Here is a 17,270-nt window from a genome sequence, read left to right as displayed (position 1 = left end):
AGCGGCCTGTCAGCGGGCGAGATAGCCACCGTCAATCACCAGCTCTGAACCGGTGACAAACTTGGATTCATCCGAGGCCAGGTACAAGGCGCCGTAGGCAATGTCATCTGGCTCCCCTAGGTGACCGATGGGATGGCGGGCCCGCGCCTTTTCGTTCTCTTCCTCATACTTGCCCAGCGCAGTAAGATAGCTTTTGTGCTGTGCGGTCACGATATAGCCGGGGTGAATTGAATTCACCCGAATGCCATATCCGGCTTCGCCACAATGCACCGCCACAGATTTGGTGAAGGTGCGCACACCGCCCTTGCTGGCGCAGTAGGCCGCAAGATCTGCCTCACCGATAATTCCGTCAATTGAAGACAGGTTGATAATTGACCCGCTGCGGTTTGCCTTCATCACCCGCACGGCCTGCTGCGTGCCGTAAAACACGCCGTCCATGTTGATCGCCATGGTTTTGCGCCAGTCGTCTACAGTTGTTGTCTCGATATCAGCCGCCAGTGCGATACCGGCATTGTTGACCATCACATCGAGCCGACCAAAGCGGTCGACAGAAGTGTCGGTCACGTCGACCCAGCGCGCAGGATCGGCGACGTCGTGGTGCAGGAACAGTGCCTCTTTGCCCATCGCGTTGATCTCATCGGCGGTGCGCTGGCCTTCGTCCGCATTGATGTCCGTCACAATGAGCTTGGCGCCTTCTTTGCTCAGCATCATAGCGATGGCTTTGCCAAGCCCCATCGCCGCACCAGTGACCAATGCAACTTTGCCTTCGACACGTCCCATGAAACGCCTCCACAGTTTCCGCTTCCAATCCTGATGAGCTTACCGAGTGGTTGCACCGTGCAAAAGTGCATTCCTCTACGATTACGATCTCTTATGCAGAGTATCCGCTTCAGCCCTCCCGGAAGGCCGCCTTGTTCAATAAAAACTCTGCGGATCGATATCGACACTCAGGCGGATATCACCCTTGAGTCGGAATTGCCCGGTCCATTTGGCAATGGCAGCCTGAATGGGCGCGCGCTTGTCGGCCTTAACCAACAGGCGCACCCGGTGACGGCCGCGCACGCGGGCAATCGGCGCGGGTGCAGGCCCAAACACCTGCGCCCCTATTTCGCGCAGGGCCGCATCGTTGCGCGCCAAGGCATTTCCAAGGTCAAACACCTGCTGCACGTCTGGTGACGACAGAATGATCCCGGCCATGCGGCCATAAGGTGGCACGCCGGCCTGACGCCGCTCGCCAGCTTCGGCATTCCAAAACCCAACTTCATCACCAACCAAAATCGCGCGGATGACGGGATGTTCGGGCTGAAAGGTTTGCAACATTGCTTCACCCCGTTTTTCGGCCCGCCCGGCACGTCCGGCCACCTGCCGCATCAATTGGAATGTGCGTTCCGCCGCGCGCAGATCAGAGCCTTGCAGGCCAAGGTCCGCATCGATCACCCCGACTAGCGTAAGCAGCGGGAAATTGTGCCCTTTGGCCACCAGTTGCGTGCCGATGATAATATCTGCACCGCCCTCGGCAATTGCATTGATACCTTCCTTGAGCGCACGGGCAGAGCCAAACAGATCTGACGACAACACCGCAAGGCGCGCATCGGGAAAAACCGCCTGGGCCTCTTCCGCCAGACGCTCCACACCCGGACCAACCGGCGCCAGCTTATCTTCGACCTGACACGACGGGCAGACTTCGGGCATCGGCTTGGTCTCACCACATTGGTGGCAGACCAGTCGTTTGAGAAATCTGTGCTCAACCATGCGCGCATCACAATGATCACACCCAATCTGATGGCCACAGGCCCGGCAAATCGTCACCGGTGCATAGCCGCGCCGGTTGATGAACAACAACGCCTGTTCGCCGCGCTCCATGCGCGCCTCAACTGCCTTTTGCAGGCTGGGCGAAATCCAGCGATTGCGAGGAATATCCTCAACACGCATGTCGATGGTGCGCATTTCAGGCAGCACCGCCTCGCCATAGCGGCTGGTCAGCTCGAGTTTTTCGTATTTGCCCGCCTCGGCATTGGCCCAGCTTTCCAAGGAAGGCGTGGCCGAGGCCAGAACAACGCGCGCGCCGCAAATACTGGCGCGCAGGACCGTCATATCGCGGGCATTGTACAGCACACCGTCTTCTTGTTTGTAGGACGTGTCATGTTCCTCATCGACCACGATCAACCCGAGGTTCTGATAGGGTAAAAACAAAGCCGACCGCGCTCCGATCACCAGTTGCGCACCACCCTGTCCGACCATCTTCCAGATCCGCCGCCGTTCAGTCATCGTCACACCCGAATGCCACTCGGCGGGTTTGGTGCCAAAGCGCTCTTCAACGCGGGTCAGAAACTCGGCCGTCAGCGCAATTTCCGGCAACAGGACAAGCGCTTGCCGCCCCATGCGCAGCGTCTCGGCCACTGCCTCAAGGTACACTTCGGTCTTGCCCGACCCCGTGACACCACGCAGCAATGTGGTGCCATAATTTCCGGACATCACCCCTGCGCGCAACGCATCCGCCCCAATGGTCTGATCCTCGGTCAGCTGTTTGCCGCCGTGTTCAGGATCTAGCCTGAAGAACGGTAAATCGCGCGGTGTGTCTTCTTCCAGAACGACACCCTGTTTTACCAGCCCTTTGACCACACTGGACGTGACACCCGCCAGTTCACTCAGCTCTTTGAGGGTAAAGGCCAGCCCGCCATAATCGTTCAACGTCTCAATCACGCGCCGACGCGCATCAGTCTGACGATCGGGCTCGCCTTCTCCACGCCTGTAAACCTTGCGCATCGAAGGCGGATCCGACAGCCCCGGCGCCCGAGTGGCCAGCCGCAACATCGCGTGCAGCGGCGTCAGAGTGTATTCTGCGGCACGCTCCAGAAAGGCACGCATCTCATCACGCATCGGCGCCACGTCCAGCACCCGGTTCACGCTGCGGGCCTTGGCGATGTCAAAGCCACCTTTTCCCGCCCCCCAGACCACACCCAAAACCTTGCGCGGTCCCAGAGGCACCTCAACAAAGGCACCACGGAAACACCCCCCTGCCGGGGCTTTGTAATCCAGAAAGCGATCCAGCGGCTGTGTCGTCAACACGGCCACCAATGTGCCCTCTTCAAAGAATTCCGGTTCGTCCACGCCTGCCCTTGCCTTTGGTCATTCCCCGCCGATCTGGCGCTTTGGGGTTCCAGCATCTCAAAACTTGCGGTAAAGGCAAGCCAATCTCAGGCCAACCCACCAAAGGACGCTGCCATATGAAATTCTTTGTAGATACCGCCGAAATCGACGCCATTGCCGAATTGAATGATCTTGGCATGGTCGATGGTGTAACCACAAACCCTTCGCTCATTAAAAAATCCGGCCGTGACATTATCGAAGTCACCAAGGAAATCTGCGACCTCGTTGACGGGCCGGTGTCGGCCGAAGTCACCGCCATCGACGCCGATGAGATGATCGCCGAAGGCCGCAAACTGGTCGAAATTGCCGACAACATCGCTGTCAAAGTGCCCCTGACATGGGATGGCCTTAAGGCCTGTAAAGCGCTGAGCGACGATGGTCATATGGTCAATGTCACCTTGTGCTTCTCTGCCAATCAGGCGCTTTTGGCTGCCAAGGCTGGTGCCACGTTCATCTCGCCCTTTATCGGCCGACTGGATGACATCAACGTTGATGGTATGGATTTGATCGGCGACATCCGCTCGATCTATGACAACTATGGTTTTGACACTCAGATTCTTGCCGCTTCGATCCGCACCGTGAACCACGTCACCGAATGTGCATTGGTGGGTGCTGACGTGATGACCGCCCCGCCCAATGTCATCAAAGCAATGATCAATCACCCACTGACAGACAAAGGTCTGGACGCGTTTCTGGCGGACATCAAAGCGGCCGGCATCAAAATTCTCTGATGCGCTTCGTTTTCACGATTTCCAAAAACCTCCGGGGTGAGCGTCGCCTTTGCATTGCAAGGGCGACGTGAGGGGCAACGCCCCTACCCCACGTTCGGACAATCCTCACGAAAAAAGATGAGGAAATCCTTTCGCGCCTCTGCTAGAGTCGCGCCAACCAAACAAGAGGCACGCATGAGCAGCACGCCCCAAATCGACGACGCCCTGCGCGAAAAGATCATCTCGGAACCGGATGTGATCCTTGAGGATCAGGATCTGATGCGCGCATTGATTGCCGCCAATGAAAAGACGATGGGTGGCAATATTGTCGACCTGCGTGGCATTGCCATGGAACGTCTTGAGGCGCGTCTGGATCGTCTTGAAGACACCCACCGCAGCGTGATTGCCGCCGCTTACGAAAACCTTGCAGGCACCAATCAAGTGCATCGCGCCATCCTGCGCATGCTGGATCCGATCGAATTTGAATCCTTCTTGCAGGACCTTGGCGGAGAAGTTGCGGAAATTCTGCGTGTGGATTCTGTGCGTCTGGTTCTTGAATCCGAACAAGCCGAAGACGACCCCGCCATCAAACGGTTGGGGGATGTGTTGTCGGTGGCTGAAACCGGGTTCGTTGACGCCTATATCACGGGTGGGCGCAACGTGCCGCTTCGGCAGGTGACCTTGCGCCAGATGCAGTCTGGTGACGCCCATGTCTATGGTGACTCTGCTGATTGGATTCGCTCTGAAGCCTGCCTGAAACTGGATTTCGGTGAAGGCCGCCTGCCCGGCCTGCTGGTCATGGGGGCGGAAGACCCACATCAGTTCACCCCACAACAGGGAACAGACCTTTTGGCGTTTTTTGCAGGCGTCTTTGAACGCGCCATGCGGCGCTGGTTGTCGTGATTTCACCGGCAGCAGCCGACGCACTTGAAAACTGGCTGGCCAGCAGCGCCGCTCTGGGTGGTGTGGCCGAAAACACACTGACGGCGTATCGCGCTGACGTAGTGGATTTCCTTGCCTTTATGACCGAACACCTGGGTCAGGCTCAGGGCCTCACAGCGCTAAAGTCCATTCGCGTGCCGGACATGCGGGCCTGGATGGCACGCACACGGGCAACCGGCGTCGGGCCCAGATCGCTGGCCCGCAAACTCTCTGCGGTCAAAAGCTTTTTCCGCTGGCTGGCGGAACGTGAAGACTTTGATCCCACCGCCGTATTGTCCACCCGAGCGCCCAAATTTCAGCGTAAACTGCCACGCCCGCTGGACGAAGACTCGGCCCGCGCGGTGATAGACACGATCGAGATGCAATCCCAAAAGCCATGGGTCGGTGCGCGCGATGTGGCGGTTGTCACCCTGTTGTATGGCTGCGGCCTGCGCATCTCCGAGGCTTTGGGGCTAAATGGATCGGACGCGCCCTTGCCGCAAACCCTGCGCATTGTGGGCAAAGGTGGCAAAGAACGCATCGTCCCTGTGATTGATGCCGCACGCGCCGCTGTCGATGGCTATCTCGCCCAATGCCCCTATCCACTGGAACCCGACGCGCCTTTGTTTCGCGGTGCCAGAGGGGGTCGGCTGTCGCCCCGCGTCCTGTCGGGTGCAATGCAGGCCACCCGCATGCAGCTGGGCCTGCCTGCAACAGCGACGCCACATGCCATGCGCCACAGCTTTGCCACCCATCTCCTCGAGGCTGGCGGCGATCTGCGCGCCATTCAGGAACTTTTGGGACATGCCTCGCTCTCGACAACACAAGCCTATACAGCCGTCGATACCGCCCGCCTGATGGATGTCTACAACAAGACACACCCGAAAGCCTGAGCCTTACTATTCATGCCTTGCACCTCAGGCCTTGGGGTCAGTCTTGGCCTTAGGCTCAGCCATGGTTTGCAAAATTTTACCCATTCCGCGCCCATGGGTGCGCAAAATCGCCAGAATTTGATGCGCCGGTATCGGTATCGGTGTCACCCGGCTTGCATCAACCACTGCGATCTGACCGGCCAGAACTGTTGGGATATCCGGGTGAAAGACCACAACCAACGCGTCTGCTCTTTCGACCTCAAAGGCTAGGGTTCGGGTGTCATCATAGGTTACCAAAACAGGTTTGAGCGCATCCAATTCGTCGCCAGACTGGCTGGCGCTGCCAAACATGCCTCTAATAAAACTGTAACCCGGCATGTTTCCGGCCAAAATTCGGTCCAGTTTGAGCACTTTTTCATTGATGAATGACAGATAAGAAATCAATCCGGCCAACAGGCATAGTATCACCAGAAACACGACAGCCAGAATACTGGTCAACCCGACGCCCGCGACCCGGTCAACCGGAATGATCTGATCCGCGAGTTCGGCCACAGACGTTGTGATCCTAAAAAGATGCACCAAGATAACTGACAGAAACCCAATTGGGATCAGAAACAAAACCCCACGAAATAGAACGTTTTTCAGCATTTTTCCGACTCTCCCCTCGCCGCATCCGAGGGCAAGCATGCACGACAAGCCATAGTCAGCCAAGCATTGAAATGCCTTAGCAACGGTGTGTTGAAGCATTGGCGATCCCGGGAGGACTCGAACCCCCAACCCCCTGATTAGAAGTCAGGTGCTCTATCCAGTTGAGCTACGGGACCGCGTGGTCAATTACCTAATCCACTGCGCTCGCTTTGCCCAGAGGGTTTGTGACGCCTTAAGTCAACATTTTGGCGCCAATGACACGTCAGAGAACCTGGAATTTACCGCGCCCACGAAAAAACCCGCCAAAGGGCGGGTTCATCAAAGCCTTTGGACGTCTTAGTGCGTCCACGGCCCGCGGCGGTTTGTGGCAAAGTTTTCGCCATAGCCACCTGAGCGAATGTTCGGCTTGCGTTTATTGGGATCCACGACCTGCGCCTCGATGCCATTTTCCTTGGCATAATCCAGCGCGGCTTGTTTTGAGGCGAACCGCATTTTGACCTGGGTCTGAGTATCGCCTGATCCGGTCCAGCCCATTAGTGGGTCCACTTCTTTTGCCTCGGAGGGTCCGAATTCCAACACCCAGTTCTTCGTCTTGGCTTGGCCAGACGTCATGGCGTTGCGGGCGGGCTGATAAATGCGCGCGATCATGGCAATCTCCTTGGTCTTCCTGCTTTATCCGGGATTCCCCTCGCGCGGGCAAGCGCCGATTGCGTTAATCCAAGGGAATTGGGGGGGATAAAGTGCCGCAAGCAGCCTTGGTTGCCGTCCTTGCCACGGGGAGCGAGGGGTGTAAGTGCGGCCGGTCAACAACCAAGAACTGCTGCTTGCACGCAAATGATACCGATCAATTGAAACATTTATCAAGCACCTAGGTTTAATTATTTCGCACATGCCGCATTTTCTTTGCAAAAATTGTCCATTCGGACAAAAAACATGCCAATTCATCCCCTTACGTCAGGGAAATCATCAGCAATTGACTCTAGTTGGCGTCTTTTCTGCATCTGCAGCATTACCATAGGTAAAGAAGATTCGTTTTTGGGCTTCTTGAGACCTGCAAAATTCGGACAGATTCGTTAACTCAACGCCCAGACTCGGTCCCGCCCAGCCGACGTGGTCACCACAACCGACGCACCATCATCTGAAAATCCCGCGTTGATCTGGCCGAAATGCTGCCAATGCAGCGTTACCTTCCGATCCAGCAAAATCCGACCATCATTGTGGCGAACGCGAATTTCTTCGGTCAGGGATCCTTCGGTATCACCTGTGGGCGCGCGCCTGGTCGAACGCATTTCCAGAACAAGATCGCCATGCGCATCACGCTGCTGCCACGGTATCTGATCTAAATCGGTCATGATCCCCTCCGCTCTCCTGACTATCACAGTCAGCAGGATCACCAAACAGGGCTTGAACAAGAACAAAAAGAGATCAAATCTAAGGAACCCAAAGGAATCCCCTACGATGCCGCATGTCCATACCGATTCTTCCGCCCCCGTCGCCAAACCGGTGACCGCCCTGCCCAAACTGGAGGGCGGCAAGCGGTTTGTCATGGCGACCGAGTTTGAACCCGCAGGCGACCAGCCGACGGCCATTGCCGAACTGTCCGAGGCGATCAACGAAGGTGAACGTAATCAGGTTCTTTTAGGGGCCACGGGCACCGGTAAAACCTACACCATGGCCAAGGTCATCGAAGAAACCCAGCGGCCTGCCATCATTCTGGCCCCCAACAAAACACTGGCGGCTCAGCTATATGGCGAGATGAAGGGGTTTTTCCCAGACAACGCCGTCGAATACTTTGTGTCCTTCTACGACTATTACCAACCCGAAGCTTACGTCGCGCGCTCGGACACCTACATCGAGAAAGAATCCCAGATCAACGAACAGATCGACCGCATGCGCCACTCGGCCACGCGGGCGCTTTTGGAACGCGATGACGTGATCATCGTCGCTTCGGTGTCTTGCATCTACGGCATCGGCTCGGTCGAGACCTATTCGGCAATGACGCAGGATCTGGTGGTCGGCAAAGAATACAACCAGCGCGACATCATGGCCGAACTGGTGTCCCAACAATACAAACGCAACGATCAGGCTTTTCAGCGCGGGTCCTTTCGGGTGCGCGGTGACTCCCTCGAGATTTTCCCCGCCCACCTCGAAGATCGTGCCTGGAAGCTGTCGTTCTTTGGCGAAGAGTTAGAAACCATCACCGAGTTTGACCCGCTGACCGGCGAACGCACTGGCACGATGGACAAGATCCGGGTCTACGCCAACTCGCACTATGTGACACCAAAACCAACACTCAATCAGGCCGTCATCAGCATTAAGAAAGAACTGCGCCAGCGGCTCGATATGCTTGTGAATGACGCTAAGCTGCTCGAAGCACAGCGGCTGGAGCAGCGCACAAACTTTGATATCGAAATGCTTGAGGCGACAGGCCATTGCAACGGCATCGAGAACTATTCGCGTTACCTCACGGGGCGGGCGCCCGGTGAGCCGCCCCCCACCCTGTTTGAATTCATCCCCGACAATGCCATTGTCTTCGCCGACGAAAGCCACGTCTCGGTGCCTCAGATTGGCGGTATGTATAAAGGCGACTATCGCCGCAAGTTTACCCTTGCAGAACATGGCTTCCGCCTGCCCTCTTGTATGGACAACCGCCCTCTGAAGTTCGAGGAATGGGACGCCATGCGACCGCAATCGGTGTTTGTTTCCGCCACCCCATCAAAATGGGAGCTGGAGCAATCTGGCGGTGTGTTTGCCGAACAGGTGATCCGCCCCACTGGCCTCTTGGACCCTCAGATTGAAATCCGCCCCGTCGGCATGCAGGTCGACGACTTGCTGGATGAAGTGCGCAAAGTGGCCGACAGAGGTTTCCGCACGCTTGTGACCACGCTGACCAAACGCATGGCCGAGGACCTGACCGAATACTTGCACGAACAGGGCATTCGCGTGCGCTATATGCACTCTGATATCGACACACTGGAACGCATCGAAATCCTGCGCGACCTGCGGCTCGGCGCGTTTGACGTGCTGATTGGTATCAACCTGCTGCGCGAGGGGTTGGATATCCCTGAATGCGGGTTGGTGGCCATTCTGGACGCCGACAAAGAGGGCTTCTTGCGGTCCGAAACCTCGCTCATTCAGACCACAGGTCGCGCGGCACGTAACGTCGAAGGTCGGGTCATCATGTACGCCGACCGCATCACCGGATCGATGGAGCGCGCAATTGGCGAAACCGACCGCCGACGCGCCCGCCAAGAGGCTTACAACGTTGAGCATGGCATCACGCCCGCGACGGTGAAAAAGAACGTCGAGGATGTTCTTTCAGGCCTCTACAAAGGCGACACGGATATGAACCGCGTCACCGCCAAGATCGACAACCCGCTGCATGGCGCGAATTTGGAAGCCGTTCTGGACGGTCTGCGCACCGACATGCGCAAAGCGGCTGAGAACCTCGAGTTCGAAGAGGCCGCAAGGCTGCGCGATGAGGTGAAGCGTTTGGAGGCAGTGGACTTGGCAGTCGCCGATGACCCCATGGCGCGGCAATATGCGGTTGAGGCGGCTGGGGAAGCGGCCAAGAAGTCGCGTGGACGGTCGTCGGCGGGGAAAGCAGGGACGCGGACCTATCGTGGGAAGTCGCAGAAGAAGTTTTGAATCGAGGCTTTCGAGCTAGCCTTTTATCTCAAAATCTACCTGACCGAGGTTCATGCGACCGCGAACAAAAAAAGTTTCGTTTTGAACCTCTGGATAGTCTCCAGCCCAGTCGCGAAAGCGGTCATTGGTAACCACTCTTGCTTTTAGCCTCTTGGCTTTTGAGATCACCAAGGGATCAGCCGGAATACCTTTCTCGGCAACAATTATTCGAGCTTTGGAAACCGGAAGGTGCTTTTCCAATTCACTTGGAGAAAAATAACACGTCCCGACAAGATACCCGACATTGGCATCAAAAAACACAATGGGGGAATACCCAGCCTCTGAAAGACGGCTAAGAACGGCGCGTACTGTTTCCAGAAAAGGACTCTGATTGTCCCAAAACAACACATTGGACCCGTCCACGACAATCCATTTCCGCCTTAATCCAAAGCGCCACACAACTACCGCTACGCTTATAATCAAGACGGCCACAGCGACACAAATCACCAAAACAAAAAAGGGATCAATCTCTGAAATGGTGAAGCTGGCGGTGCTTTCCACTGGAATTCCCCGTGCTTTCTCAAACAGCTTTGATTTTTCGATCATATGGCGATTTTGCACGTCCAATATTCAATCACAAGGGATGTATCGTGCCATAGCCTGAAAACTGAAATTTTGCTGAAATGCTTCAGCATCTGTTGATCTTGACCAACCCAAATCTGTGATTTGGGTAGGCGACCGACCCGCCTCGCCGCACCAAAGGTGCGCTGCCTGAGTTTGGCTCGCCTCTGGTGAGACGGCGGGCGCGTTCCGCACCCACCCCGGGTCAGTCGCGTGGTGACATTTTGAGGGGTGCGGGTTTTCCACATGATACTGCCCGTCCAACCTCCACATCCTCAACGAATGCGCCTCACCGAAAAAGCGATTAACCAATTGTTAATAAACGAAGTTTCGCCACGAAACCTCTGCTGTGCGCCTTCTAGCGCACCAGCCGTCATCATTCCGCAGGGCGGGGTTTCAACCCGCCATTGCGACCTACCGGCGGGGTGAAACCCCGCCCTACTGGGCCAATCCCAACCGCTCTAGGTGCTTCACACTCTCCTCCACCCGGTCGAAATCGTTGATCTCGACAATCAGATGCGGGCTGGCCTTGGTCGCGGCAATCGCCTGCATCACACCGTGCCAGGGGATGTTTCCGGCCCCCAGATGCCAGTGACGATCTGCATAGCCATCGGTGTCTTGCAGGTGCACATGGGCCAACTTGTCTCCGGCCAGTGAGATAAACCGATCCGCCGGTGGTGCGCCCTCAATCGTATGCGCCCAATGGGCGTGGCCGGTATCAACCGACAGGCGCAAAGCGGGGCTGTCCGCGGCGTCAATCACCGCCATACGGTCTGCCGGATCGCAATCCTTGATGTTTTCCATCACCATTTCTACACCCAAATCCTCAGCCCGGCTCAAAGCGGGTTTCAGCGTGGCCAGAATATCGTTGATCCGCTTTTCACGGCCCTTACGGCCCCCATCAAGATTGTCGCGATCCCACGGGTCATAAGGCGAATGGATCACCATTTGCACCGCCCCCAGCGCCTCGCACACGGACAACGCCTGATCCATGCGGGTTTGCACCACGGCGCGGATATCCCGGTCGGCTGTATGCAGTTCAAACCCGGAAAATGGCCCGTGAATGCCCAACCGTCCAGTCCAGCCGTCCAGCTTGGATTTTGCCATGTCGATAAAGGGTTCCGGGCTGCGCAAGATATCTGCCATGCAGAATTCCGGCAATTCCAGATCGCGATTTTTCTCAAACAACCAATCGCGGTGGCGGTCCAGATCAAGCACGCTCAGTTGCGCGCCAACAACGGGTAGATCACTCATGTCAGGCTCCCTTCGACATAGGCCCAACGTCGGCGGCAAAACCGCAGCCGTCAAGCATGTCGCGTCAGGTAATTGGCCTTATTTCGGAATATCCCCAAGATGCTTTTCAACCAGCTCGGCAATGGGTTCAAAATATTTGAGCTCGACCGTCGATCCAGCCCGCAGCAATTGTTCTGCGCGTTCCACATTGGTGCGATAAATGTCCACGGCGGCGGGCAATGCCTCGGGCGTGATGGCCTTCAGGCGCATCCCATCCTGGCGTAGCTTTTTGGCATTCTTGTCGGTATTGGCGCGCATAAAATTGTAAAGATTACGTCCGACACGGGCCAAAGCCACCTCGGCTTCCCAATACCCTGCATTATTACTCAACAGCTTGGCACCGCCGGCATAGACCTGCTGAAAGCAGTCTGCGCGGTACAGGACTTCGACCGTCGCACAGATGTCAAAGCCTGTCCGAAGCATCTCAACGACGCGGTGCGTCTGCGCCTCAGACAGACCCATCCCATCGCCTTCCTGAGCATTGAGCGCACCAAACGGTATCGCAGTCGCAGCAAGTGCGACCGCAAAAATTGTCGTTCTAAATCGGCTTACAATCACCTAGCTACCTCAGAACATGAACGGCACATTGCGCATGGCGTACCACGCGTGCGGCGGTTGATCCAAGGAAGTAATCGCTCAGACCTGGACGGTGGGATGCCATCACAATGCAGTCGACACCGTTCTCGCCTGCCCAATCAAGGATGGTGCGGCCGGAATGCCCGGACACCACAACCACATTGACCTCAGTCCCCTTCATCTCATCCTCAAGCGCCGAAACAACCGAATTGTGGGTTTTCTCGATCTGACCTTCCGGGAGCTGTACGGCAATATACTCTGGGATCGCCTCAACCACGGTCAACGCGGTGATGCTGCCACCTTCATCCGCCAGCAATCTGGCAATGGTCAGGGCTTCCGCGGTATGCGGGTCGTGATCATTTGCAATCGGAACCAAGATTTTCTTATACATAGCTTTTCTCCTGTTCTGGCGCGCTCAACGCACCACATGAACCGCGCATTTCGCGTGGCGTACCACTTGGGCTGCTGTGCTACCCAATAGGTAATCCGCCATACCTGGGCGATGAGAGGCGATGACGATCAGGTCAACCTGATTGGATGCGGCCCAATCAAGGATAGTGCGTCCTGAGTGTCCGTCCACAACAACGCCTTCGACATTTTCCATGTCCCCGGCCAGATCGGCCAAAGACTGCACGATCGCCTCTTTGGCTTTTTCGTGAAATCCTTCGGGAACATAGTTCACAACATAAGAAGGAATTTGTTCCATGACGTGCAACATGGTCACTTTGCCGCCATCGCCCTTTAACTTGCGAGCGATGGACACCGCAGCGGCGGTGTTTCGGTGATCCTCAAAGGACACGGGCAAAAGGATGTGTTTGTACATCTCGATACTCCTTCGGTACGGCCTCACCATATTCAAAGATGGAGCCAAAGGCCTTGATTCAAGTCAGATGAAGCATCTAGTCAAAAGCCGCAGCCACTTCGTACATGACCGGCTCAAAGCTGCGGCAAAGCTGGTTGATATTGCGGTTTCGGTCACGCATTTCCTGGGTCCGCAACATGGCCTGAAAATCTTCGCGTCGCTCCCACTGGGAATAATTTGCAATGCGGGTCTGCGCATCATTCACATGCAAGCCTGCCGCAATAAAACCCGGCTGTTTGGAAATGAAATCGTCATAGGCTTCGGTAAGCGCATCCATCAGGTCCTGGCATGTTCCGGGAGTCATCTCAAAAGTTGTGATGACGGTTTGAAGCGTTGCATCCTTGGAAATTTTGGGCATGGGGTTCCTCCTCATGAGACCAGCTTAGACCACAAGATGTAGAACTGACCAGAGAGTATGGTCGTTATTTGGAACTTTTCTGCCGTTTGTTAACGTAAAATTCACCATCATTCCCAATTGGTTAACCAGAGGTTTTCATGAAGCGCCTGCTGTTTATCCTTTGTTTGCTTTGCTCCCCTGCATCAGCGGGACCTTGGCTTCGTGCCAAGGGAGGCCAGTTTTTATCCATGTCCATTGAAACGGCTTTCGAAGGGGGGCAGACCAATCCCTACAGCAGTGTCTATTACGAAATGGGCTTGTCTGAGCGGTGGACGGTTGGGCTTGATGCGGGGACAGACATGCTTGGGTACAGTTCGGCCTTGCTGTTTGCACGCACGTCCGTCTGGCAAAGACAAGGCGGTGGCCGGGTGGCTGCCGAGATCGCTTTGGGCGGGGTGCTGGGCAGTACATCTGGACAATCGTTTGCCCTGCGGCCGGGCCTTTCCTGGGGACGGGGCATCGGATTATATCAGGGTGGATGGGTCGCGGTGGATGCGACCTACGGCTACAAGCCAAGCGACAACACCAGCCTGGCAAAGGTAGAAACGACCCTTGGACTAAACCATGGTCAGCGCATTAAGCTTATGCTTCAGGCCACCGTCGAAAAGCCATCGGGTCAGGGCACTTCGGTCTCTGTGACACCCGGATTGGCCTATCGGTTTGGCGATGAGTTCCATTTGATTACAGGTGTTGTCGCCTATAAAAACCGTTCAACAGCGCTCAAGATTGGTCTTTGGCGCGAATACTGACACCCGCCCGCCCGCCAGCGTTTCATTTTCAAGGAACGGTGAATTGAAATCACTCGATGCTTGGGGCATAATTGGCGCACAGGATTTGCGTTCCGGGACATCGTGAAAACACGGGGCCATGCGCACGAAAAATCGAGGCTGACCCATGAAGACCATTTTCAGCGCTTTGCTGGTGGCGATCCTTTTACTACACGCAGCCCCGGCACCCGCTGTCGCAGGGACCTTGTCCAATGCGTGTATGAAATCGGATCGAAAAGCCAAGTCGCGCAAGCTGTGCCGCTGTTTGCAAAATGTCGCCAATCAGAATCTTTCACGCCGAGATCAGAAGCTCGCCGCATCCTTTTTCAAAGACCCGCACAAGGCGCAAGAAATCCGCCAGTCAGACAACCGAAGCAACGAAAAATTCTGGAAGCGTTATAAAGAGTTCGGATCCGTCTTTGCAGCCTCCTGCAGCCACCTCTGAGCCTGCTGTCATCCGCCTCCGGTAGCCGCCAACTTTGGGGGATGAACGAACTTTTCCAATCGGATTTCTGAACTCCGCGCATGGCCAATCATGCCCTCTTGGCGCGAAATCTCACCGCTGACCCGCGCCAAGTCTGGCAAAGCGTTTTCGTCAACAGTTTGCCACGTGACCGTTTTCAGAAACTTATGCACGGACAGCCCGCCGGTATAGCGCGCAGCTCCTGACGTGGGCAGCACATGGTTTGGGCCAGACGCCTTGTCGCCAAATGGCACGGTCGTCAATTCGCCCAAGAACAACGACCCGTAAGACCGCAACCGGAGACGCCACCAATCAAGATCACCCGCTTGCACATGCAGGTGTTCTGGCCCGTAAGTATCTGCAATATCGGCCATATCTTCGCGTGTATCACACAACATGACCTCTCCCAACACGTTCCATGCCTCATAGGCATTTGTGCGGTTGGGTTCGGGAAGTTCTGCAATGCACTCCGGCACTCGGGCCATGACAGCATCGGCCAAAGTCCGGCTATCCGTGGCCAGCCAAACCGGAGAATTAAACCCATGCTCGGCCTGCCCGACCAAATCCCACGCGACGATCTCGGGATCTGCCGATGCATCTGCCAGAACCATGGAATCCGTTGGCCCCGCAAACATGTCGATCCCGACGCCCCCGAACAATTGTCGCTTGGCTTCGGCAACAAACTGATTGCCCGGACCGACCAGAATATCCGCGGGTGTCGCCCCAAAAAGACCTTGGGCCATTGCGGCGACCCCCTGAACCCCGCCCAGCGCAAGCGCGCGGTCTGCTCCTGCAACACCCATGGCGTAAAGGATCGAGGCCGGGATGCCTTCGTCTTTGCGCGGCGGCGAGCAGGCCGTGACATCGGCCACCCCCGCAACCCGCGCCGTGGTGATCGTCATCAATGCGCTGGCAATATGGCTATAGCGGCCTCCGGGCACGTAACACCCCGCCGCCCCCAAAGCGAGCTGGCGTTGTCCGGCCTTTAATCCTGGGCGAATTTCTATTTCAAAATCTGAAACACTGGACAGTTGGGCTTGGGCAAATACCCGGATGTTATCGTGGGCATAGCGAATATTGTCGCGCAGTTTTTCAGGCACCCTTTTGGCCGCTTCGGCCATTTCGTCTGGCCCGACTACAACCGGGCCGTTCCATTGGTCAAACCTGCGGGCGTATTCTATTGCCGCATCTTCGCCATTTGTGCGTATCCGCGCCAGCATGACGCGGACCAGATCTTCGGTATCAGCCTGGCCTTCGGGCGCCAGCCCAAGAGATTTCTTAAGATATGTTACGGCCATTGGGGAACCTCATGGGGGCTACGGGGCAAATTCAGGGCTTGACGCATCGCCTGCACAGTTTCACAAAAAGCAAATCTAATTGGAGAAACATTATGCTGATGAAGGGCGTCACCCTGCGGGGATTGGAAGTGTTCGAAGCGCTGGCAGCGTCCGGGTCGGTGGCGCATGCAGCCGAAACTACAGGCCTGTCGCAACCCGCCGTCAGCCAGCAGATCAAGAATTTGGAAACCGCGCTTGGTATTGACCTTTTGAACCATGGCAAACGACCGATGCAACTCACGCCTGCGGGGCGGAATTTTCTGGCCCGCACCGCCAGCGTTCTGTCCGAGTTGCGGCTTGCTCAATCGGAACTGACGGTGATGGATCTGACGCACCTCAGCACGCTGAGCATGGGGATCATCGACGATTTCGACAACGACCTGACACCACGTCTGGTGACCGTGCTGGCCGAAAGCCTGACCAAATGCCGGTTCAAGCTGATCACAGCGCCCAGCCACGAGATTACGGCGGCCATGAAAGACCGGCGCCTGCATATTGGTGTGTCGGCCTCGACCGGAGAGGTGCTGGAAGGGGTCGCCGAATACCCGGTGGTGCGCGATCCGTTTATCGTTGTGGCTCCGCGTGGCAAACTGGCCAGCGGTCCGGGGCTTTTGGAAGGACTCAAATCTCTGCCGCTTTTGCGCTACGAACGTGAGCAGCTGATCAGCCGACAGATCGAAGCCCACCTGGCGCGTCAGAAACTGTCGTTTCCCGAGCGGTTTGAAATTGGCAGTCACCTGTCGCTGATGGCGCTGGTGTCGCGCGGCATTGGCTGGTCCGTGACCACACCTTTGGGCTACATGCGGGCAGCGCGGTTCCATAACGAAGTCGAAGCGCACCCGCTGCCTTTTAACCCGTTCAGCCGCAATATTTCGTTGTTTGCCAGCGCCGACTGGGCCGACCGAGTCCCGCGCGACGTGGCGCAGACCATGCGGCGGTTGGTGCAAACCCAAGTGATTGATCCGGCCGTGCGCGCTCTGCCCTGGCTTGAGGGCGATCTTCGCGTGCTTGAGGGCTAATGTCAGG

The 17,270-nt window shown here is 56.5% G+C and carries 19 protein-coding genes and 1 tRNA gene; 7 read left to right on the top strand and 13 right to left on the bottom strand.

Going from position 1 to position 17,270, the window contains the following annotated elements; genetic code table 11:
- Positions 1-9: 9 nt before the first annotated feature.
- Complete coding sequence (locus tag BUC32_RS08005; protein ID WP_073251419.1) at positions 10-780, bottom strand: glucose 1-dehydrogenase; 771 nt, start codon at positions 778-780, stop codon at positions 10-12.
- A gap of 135 nt (positions 781-915) precedes the next feature.
- Positions 916-3,111 (bottom strand): primosomal protein N', encoded by a 2,196-nt coding sequence (locus tag BUC32_RS08000; RefSeq protein ID WP_073251417.1) that lies wholly within the window; start codon positions 3,109-3,111, stop codon positions 916-918.
- 116 nt (positions 3,112-3,227) lie between these two features.
- Between BUC32_RS08000 and fsa the strand changes: the two genes are divergently transcribed.
- The 3 genes from fsa to BUC32_RS07985 all read left to right on the top strand — a co-directional run bounded on the left by fsa (position 3,228) and on the right by BUC32_RS07985 (position 5,674).
- Positions 3,228-3,881: a fructose-6-phosphate aldolase gene (fsa, locus tag BUC32_RS07995; RefSeq protein ID WP_073251415.1), complete on the top strand. Its 654-nt coding sequence runs from the start codon at positions 3,228-3,230 to the stop codon at positions 3,879-3,881.
- A 174-nt stretch (positions 3,882-4,055) separates the two neighbouring features.
- Positions 4,056-4,763, top strand: a complete 708-nt coding sequence (locus tag BUC32_RS07990) for a DUF484 family protein (protein WP_073251413.1) — start codon at positions 4,056-4,058, stop codon at positions 4,761-4,763.
- Positions 4,760-5,674, top strand: coding sequence for a tyrosine recombinase XerC (locus BUC32_RS07985; protein ID WP_083599277.1), 915 nt, complete (start codon positions 4,760-4,762; stop codon positions 5,672-5,674). The genes BUC32_RS07990 and BUC32_RS07985 overlap by 4 nt, the downstream gene beginning before the upstream one ends.
- 24 nt (positions 5,675-5,698) lie before the next feature.
- Here BUC32_RS07985 and BUC32_RS07980 read toward each other — a convergent pair whose 3' ends face one another.
- From BUC32_RS07980 to BUC32_RS07965, 4 genes are all read right to left on the bottom strand, one after another.
- Positions 5,699-6,301 carry a DUF502 domain-containing protein gene (locus BUC32_RS07980; protein ID WP_073251409.1) on the bottom strand — a complete coding sequence of 201 codons (603 nt, stop codon included), beginning with the start codon at positions 6,299-6,301 and terminating at the stop codon, positions 5,699-5,701.
- Positions 6,302-6,400: 99 nt separating this feature from the next.
- Positions 6,401-6,477 (bottom strand) — tRNA-Arg (locus BUC32_RS07975).
- A gap of 160 nt (positions 6,478-6,637) precedes the next feature.
- On the bottom strand, positions 6,638-6,949 hold the full coding sequence (locus BUC32_RS07970; protein WP_073251407.1) for an ETC complex I subunit: 312 nt from the start codon (positions 6,947-6,949) through the stop codon (positions 6,638-6,640).
- A 425-nt stretch (positions 6,950-7,374) separates the two neighbouring features.
- Positions 7,375-7,653: a hypothetical protein gene (locus BUC32_RS07965; protein ID WP_073251405.1), complete on the bottom strand. Its 279-nt coding sequence runs from the start codon at positions 7,651-7,653 to the stop codon at positions 7,375-7,377.
- A 106-nt stretch (positions 7,654-7,759) separates the two neighbouring features.
- Between BUC32_RS07965 and uvrB the strand changes: the two genes are divergently transcribed.
- Positions 7,760-9,949 (top strand): excinuclease ABC subunit UvrB, encoded by a 2,190-nt coding sequence (gene uvrB / locus BUC32_RS07960; RefSeq protein WP_073251403.1) that lies wholly within the window; start codon positions 7,760-7,762, stop codon positions 9,947-9,949.
- Positions 9,950-9,964: 15 nt separating this feature from the next.
- On the opposite strand, the gene BUC32_RS07955 is transcribed toward uvrB, so the two are convergent.
- The 6 genes from BUC32_RS07955 to BUC32_RS07930 form a co-directional block, all read right to left on the bottom strand.
- Positions 9,965-10,534 (bottom strand): NYN domain-containing protein, encoded by a 570-nt coding sequence (locus tag BUC32_RS07955; protein WP_083599276.1) that lies wholly within the window; start codon positions 10,532-10,534, stop codon positions 9,965-9,967.
- Between the two features lie 453 nt (positions 10,535-10,987).
- On the bottom strand, positions 10,988-11,803 hold the full coding sequence (locus BUC32_RS07950) for a sugar phosphate isomerase/epimerase family protein (protein ID WP_073251401.1): 816 nt from the start codon (positions 11,801-11,803) through the stop codon (positions 10,988-10,990).
- A 78-nt stretch (positions 11,804-11,881) separates the two neighbouring features.
- Positions 11,882-12,304, bottom strand: coding sequence for a hypothetical protein (locus BUC32_RS07945; protein WP_073251399.1), 423 nt, complete (start codon positions 12,302-12,304; stop codon positions 11,882-11,884).
- 100 nt (positions 12,305-12,404) lie between these two features.
- Positions 12,405-12,809 (bottom strand): universal stress protein, encoded by a 405-nt coding sequence (locus BUC32_RS07940; RefSeq protein WP_073251398.1) that lies wholly within the window; start codon positions 12,807-12,809, stop codon positions 12,405-12,407.
- Between the two features lie 24 nt (positions 12,810-12,833).
- Positions 12,834-13,241 carry a universal stress protein gene (locus BUC32_RS07935; RefSeq protein ID WP_073251396.1) on the bottom strand — a complete coding sequence of 136 codons (408 nt, stop codon included), beginning with the start codon at positions 13,239-13,241 and terminating at the stop codon, positions 12,834-12,836.
- 76 nt (positions 13,242-13,317) lie between these two features.
- A complete protein-coding gene (locus tag BUC32_RS07930; RefSeq protein ID WP_073251394.1) occupies positions 13,318-13,638 on the bottom strand; it encodes an antibiotic biosynthesis monooxygenase family protein in 321 nt (106 codons plus the stop codon).
- 227 nt (positions 13,639-13,865) lie between these two features.
- Here BUC32_RS07930 and BUC32_RS07925 point away from each other — a divergent pair, with 227 nt between their 5' ends.
- Together BUC32_RS07925 and BUC32_RS07920 are read left to right on the top strand one after the other, a co-directional pair.
- Entirely contained in the window at positions 13,866-14,426 is a 561-nt protein-coding gene (locus tag BUC32_RS07925) for a hypothetical protein (RefSeq protein WP_139280679.1), read from the top strand.
- A 145-nt stretch (positions 14,427-14,571) separates the two neighbouring features.
- Positions 14,572-14,889, top strand: coding sequence for a hypothetical protein (locus BUC32_RS07920; protein WP_073251391.1), 318 nt, complete (start codon positions 14,572-14,574; stop codon positions 14,887-14,889).
- 8 nt (positions 14,890-14,897) lie between these two features.
- On the opposite strand, the gene hisD is transcribed toward BUC32_RS07920, so the two are convergent.
- Positions 14,898-16,205 (bottom strand): histidinol dehydrogenase, encoded by a 1,308-nt coding sequence (gene hisD / locus BUC32_RS07915; RefSeq protein WP_073251389.1) that lies wholly within the window; start codon positions 16,203-16,205, stop codon positions 14,898-14,900.
- A 92-nt stretch (positions 16,206-16,297) separates the two neighbouring features.
- Between hisD and BUC32_RS07910 the strand changes: the two genes are divergently transcribed.
- Entirely contained in the window at positions 16,298-17,263 is a 966-nt protein-coding gene (locus BUC32_RS07910) for a LysR family transcriptional regulator (protein ID WP_073251387.1), read from the top strand.
- The last annotated feature ends 7 nt before the right edge of the window (positions 17,264-17,270 follow it).

The sequence above is a fragment of the Shimia gijangensis genome, from assembly GCF_900142085.1.
GTDB lineage: Bacteria > Pseudomonadota > Alphaproteobacteria > Rhodobacterales > Rhodobacteraceae > Shimia > Shimia gijangensis.
Note: the sequence above shows the minus strand (reverse complement) of the source record. Positions and strands in the feature narration are given on the sequence as shown.

Excerpts from the sequence above, each read along its gene's own strand:
- BUC32_RS08005 (WP_073251419.1), bottom strand. The coding sequence starts at position 780 with ATGGGACGTGTCGAAGGCAAAGTTGCATTGGTCACTGGTGCGGCGATG.
- fsa (WP_073251415.1), top strand. The coding sequence starts at position 3,228 with ATGAAATTCTTTGTAGATACCGCCGAAATCGACGCCATTGCCGAATTG.
- BUC32_RS07990 (WP_073251413.1), top strand. The coding sequence starts at position 4,056 with ATGAGCAGCACGCCCCAAATCGACGACGCCCTGCGCGAAAAGATCATC.
- BUC32_RS07980 (WP_073251409.1), bottom strand. The coding sequence starts at position 6,301 with ATGCTGAAAAACGTTCTATTTCGTGGGGTTTTGTTTCTGATCCCAATT.
- BUC32_RS07970 (WP_073251407.1), bottom strand. The coding sequence starts at position 6,949 with ATGATCGCGCGCATTTATCAGCCCGCCCGCAACGCCATGACGTCTGGC.
- BUC32_RS07965 (WP_073251405.1), bottom strand. The coding sequence starts at position 7,653 with ATGACCGATTTAGATCAGATACCGTGGCAGCAGCGTGATGCGCATGGC.
- uvrB (WP_073251403.1), top strand. The coding sequence starts at position 7,760 with ATGCCGCATGTCCATACCGATTCTTCCGCCCCCGTCGCCAAACCGGTG.
- BUC32_RS07955 (WP_083599276.1), bottom strand. The coding sequence starts at position 10,534 with ATGATCGAAAAATCAAAGCTGTTTGAGAAAGCACGGGGAATTCCAGTG.
- BUC32_RS07950 (WP_073251401.1), bottom strand. The coding sequence starts at position 11,803 with ATGAGTGATCTACCCGTTGTTGGCGCGCAACTGAGCGTGCTTGATCTG.
- BUC32_RS07945 (WP_073251399.1), bottom strand. The coding sequence starts at position 12,304 with ATGGGTCTGTCTGAGGCGCAGACGCACCGCGTCGTTGAGATGCTTCGG.
- BUC32_RS07940 (WP_073251398.1), bottom strand. The coding sequence starts at position 12,809 with ATGTATAAGAAAATCTTGGTTCCGATTGCAAATGATCACGACCCGCAT.
- BUC32_RS07935 (WP_073251396.1), bottom strand. The coding sequence starts at position 13,241 with ATGTACAAACACATCCTTTTGCCCGTGTCCTTTGAGGATCACCGAAAC.
- BUC32_RS07930 (WP_073251394.1), bottom strand. The coding sequence starts at position 13,638 with ATGCCCAAAATTTCCAAGGATGCAACGCTTCAAACCGTCATCACAACT.
- BUC32_RS07925 (WP_139280679.1), top strand. The coding sequence starts at position 13,866 with ATGTCCATTGAAACGGCTTTCGAAGGGGGGCAGACCAATCCCTACAGC.
- BUC32_RS07920 (WP_073251391.1), top strand. The coding sequence starts at position 14,572 with ATGAAGACCATTTTCAGCGCTTTGCTGGTGGCGATCCTTTTACTACAC.
- hisD (WP_073251389.1), bottom strand. The coding sequence starts at position 16,205 with ATGGCCGTAACATATCTTAAGAAATCTCTTGGGCTGGCGCCCGAAGGC.
- BUC32_RS07910 (WP_073251387.1), top strand. The coding sequence starts at position 16,298 with ATGCTGATGAAGGGCGTCACCCTGCGGGGATTGGAAGTGTTCGAAGCG.